Origin of the sequence: uncultured Alistipes sp. (assembly GCF_949296715.1) — a bacterium.
In the GTDB taxonomy this organism is placed as follows: domain Bacteria; phylum Bacteroidota; class Bacteroidia; order Bacteroidales; family Rikenellaceae; genus Alistipes.
Genome location: NZ_CASFQD010000030.1, coordinates 1 through 3,346, shown reverse-complemented (window position 1 = coordinate 3,346; position 3,346 = coordinate 1). Strand labels below are relative to the sequence as shown.

At 66.9% G+C, this 3,346-nt stretch carries 4 protein-coding genes; 2 read left to right on the top strand and 2 right to left on the bottom strand.

What is annotated here, in order from left to right; translation table 11 throughout:
• On the top strand, nucleotides 1-397 hold a 397-nt coding region (locus Q1Y33_RS04895), incomplete at its 5' end, for an Hsp70 family protein (RefSeq protein WP_300798631.1).
• 231 nt (nucleotides 398-628) lie between these two features.
• Entirely contained in the window at nucleotides 629-949 is a 321-nt protein-coding gene (locus Q1Y33_RS04890; protein WP_300798630.1) for a multidrug efflux SMR transporter, read from the top strand.
• Between the two features lie 253 nt (nucleotides 950-1,202).
• Here Q1Y33_RS04890 and Q1Y33_RS04885 read toward each other — a convergent pair whose 3' ends face one another.
• Both Q1Y33_RS04885 and Q1Y33_RS04880 read right to left on the bottom strand, forming a co-directional pair.
• Nucleotides 1,203-2,507, bottom strand: a complete 1,305-nt coding sequence (locus Q1Y33_RS04885) for an alpha-L-fucosidase (RefSeq protein ID WP_300798629.1) — start codon at nucleotides 2,505-2,507, stop codon at nucleotides 1,203-1,205.
• 92 nt (nucleotides 2,508-2,599) lie between these two features.
• Nucleotides 2,600-3,346 (bottom strand): DMT family transporter (locus Q1Y33_RS04880; RefSeq protein WP_300798628.1); only part of this gene is annotated, 747 nt, incomplete at its 5' end.

Sequence of the window (3,346 nt, the reverse complement as noted above, 5' to 3'; positions counted from 1 at the left end):
GCGTGACGAGGCCAAGGCCAACGAGGCGAAGGACAAGGCCGAGAAGGAGCGTATCGACAAGATCAACGCCGCCGACTCGCACATCTTCACCACGGAGAAGCAGCTCAAGGAGTACGGCGACAAGCTGCCCGCCGACAAGAAGGCCGCCATCGAGACGGCGCTGGGCAAGCTGAAGGAGGCGCACAAGAACGCCGACGTGGCTGCCATCGACACGGCGATGTCGGAGCTGAACGCCGCATGGCAGGCCGCTTCGCAGGACATCTACGCACAGCAGCAGGCTCAGGGTGCCGCAGGCCAGCAGCAGACCGGCCAGCAGCAGTCGCAGGCCAATGCCGGCAGTGCGGCCAGCGGCGGAGCCAGCCAGCCCGAGGACGTCGAGTTCGAGGAGGTGAAGTAATCCCGGAACGGTGCGGCGGGAGGGGCGATGCAACACATCCCGCCTGCCCGACATACGGCAAGGGGCGCGATTCCAAAAGGGTCGCGTCCCTTTTTTGTGTTTTTTCCGTTGCGGGATGCATTGTGGCCGGCTTCGGTTTGCTATCTTTGCACCCGGTGCCGGATGCCGGGCCCCCTTCGGGTCGGCAACGACGGAAAAACCGGCATATAACGGATATTTACGGACAAAGAGATGGCTTGGATCTATCTGCTGCTGGCGGGACTCTTCGAGATAGGGTGGCCGCTGGGCTTCAAACTGGCGGGCGAGTCCCCGCGCTTCCATTTGTTGTACCTGTTGCTTGCCGTCGTCTCGATGGGCTTGAGCGGCTGGCTGCTCTACCTGGCGCAGCGCGACATCCCGATGGGTACGGCCTACCTGGTCTGGACGGGTATCGGCGGCATCGGCACGGTGCTCATCGGCATCCTCTTTTTCCACGATGCCGTGACCGTTTGGCGGCTCTTCTTCCTGTCGCTGGTCCTGATCGGTATCGTGGGGCTGAAGATGGTACATTGACCTGCTCCGTACCTCGGCAAAAGGGGCATCCGTCGAAACGGATGCCCCTTTTTGTGTGTCCGGCCTGTTCGGCTGCCCGATCTGTTCGGCTGCCCGATCTGTTCGACTGTCCGATCTGTCCGGCTGTCCGGTTTGTCCGCCGGCCCGCAACCTTCCGGATGGCCTGTTGTTCGGCCGCTCGGCGGCTGCCAGTCTGTCCACCGGCTGTCCGCCGGCCGCCAGACCTCCCGCCGGGCTCCCGGCCGGTGCGCTTTTACTTGCCGACGGTCAGCTCGACGATGCAGTCCGGGCCCTCGGGCCGGCTGCCGAGCACGACCGTCACGCCGTGCGCATCCTGCCGGAAGGAGAGCTTCTCCCCGTCGGCGTACCGCACGGCGCAGCGGATGCGCCCGTCGCGGATCGGCACGAACAGCTCTTCGTCCTCCCAGTCGAGGATGTGCAGGTAGATTTTGTCGCCGCGGCGCGTCGTGACGCCCCAGTTGCGCGGGGTGACGGGCCCGGCGTCGGTACCGTAGATCGTCTCGCCGCAGGTGCGCAGCCATCCGCCGATGCCCGCGAGCCGTTCGACCGCCTCCTTGGGCAGCCGGCCGTCGGGCTGCGGCCCGACGTTGAGCAGCAGGTTGCCGCCGCGGCCCGCGGCCCCCGCAAGGTAGCGGATCAGCTCGTCGGTCGACTTGTAGTCGCGGTCGGTGATGCGGTAGCCCCACGAGCCGTTCATCGTCTGGCATGTCTCGAGCGGCAGGCGGCTGACGGCCTGCCCCGAGAGCCCGGCGGTATTCTCGCCCGGAAGATCGCGCTCGAAGGTCTGCACGTCCTCGCCCTCGAAGGGGGCAAGGTGGTGGTTGTTGACCACCAGACAGGCGGGCTGCAGACGGTGGATCAGCGTGTAGAGTTCGTCGAGGCGCCAGTCGAAGCCCGGATTCCGGTCCTGGTCCCACACGCCGTCGAACCAGATCGCCCCGACCGGGCCGTACTGCGTGAGCAGCTCCGTGAGCTGCGCCTTCATGAAGTCGAAGTAGGCGTCGGCATCCTCCCGTTCGGCCGGGCGTCCCGTGCCGAGGCCCGTGCGGCCGCGCGGGGCATCCTCGCGCCACCAGTCGATGAGCGAGTAGTAGAAGTGGACGCGCAGCCCCTGCCGGTGGCACTCCTCGGCCAGTTCGCGCACGATGTCGCGGGCGAAGGGCGTGGCGTCGACGACGTTGTAGGGCGATTGTGCCGTGCGGAACATCGAGAAGCCGTCGTGGTGGCGCGTCGTGAAGCAGACGTAGCGCGCTCCGGCCTCGCGGAAGGCCGTGACCCACGCCGCGGCGTCGAAGGCGGCGGGGTAGAAGGCCCCGGCAAGCTTCTCGTATTCGCGGTAGTCGATGTCGCGGTTGGTCATGACCCACTCGCCCTGGCCCAGCAGGGCGTAGAGCCCCCAGTGGATGAAGATGCCGAAGCGGTCGTCGGCGAATTGCGCGCGGGCGGCGAGATTCTCGGGGGCGGGCACATAGCCCGTCTGTGCCGGAGCCTGCGCGGCAAGGAGTGCGGCGCAGCAGAGCAGGAGCAGTCTTTTCATGGATCGTTCAGGTTGGTTTCCCCAAAGATAGGAAAAAATCCCGAATGCCGAGGCTTCCCGTGTGCGATTCGGTGCGTAAGCGCGCCCCGCGGCTATTTCCTGCGGCGTTCCCGCTCGGCAAGCCACATGCCCGAGAGGATCAGCGCCGCGCCGCAGAGGGCCGCGGGGGTGATGCGCTCGTCGATCACGAGGGCGGCGGTGAGCATCGTCACCAGCGGATTGAGGTAGATGTAGTTGGTCGTGCGCACCGCCCCGAGGCGGGTCATGGCGGCGTTCCACAGCACGTAGCAGAGCAGCGAGGCCACGACGCCCAGGAAGAGCAGGTTGCCCCATACGGCAGGGTGGCGGAGCGTCGCGGCCGGAAGGTCGAAGGGCTCCCATGCGAACCACGGCAGGATGGTCACGATGCCGTAGAAGAAGACCTTGCGTGTGACGTATGCCACCGGCAGGCGGTCGCCCAGCCGTTTGATTACGAGCGAGTAGAGCATCCACAGCAGCGCCGCCGAGAGGGCCAGCAGGTCGCCCCGCGGCGAGAGGTGCAGCACGAAGCGGCCGTTGAGCACGACGAGCACCACGCCGACGAAGGCCAGGGCGCAGCCGGCGGTCTGCCGCCGCGTCATGCGTTCGCTGCGGTAGACGAGGCTCATGAGCAGGGCCGTCCAGACGGGAGCCGTGCAGACGATCAGCGAGACGTTCGACGCCGGGGCGTACTCCAGCGCGATGTTCTCCGTGAGGAAGTAGAGCGATCCGCCCGTCAGCCCCGCCGCCGCGAGCAGCAGTTCGTCGCGCAGGCGTACTCCGCGCAGCCGGCCGGCAAGGCCTCTCCGGAGGAAGTTCAG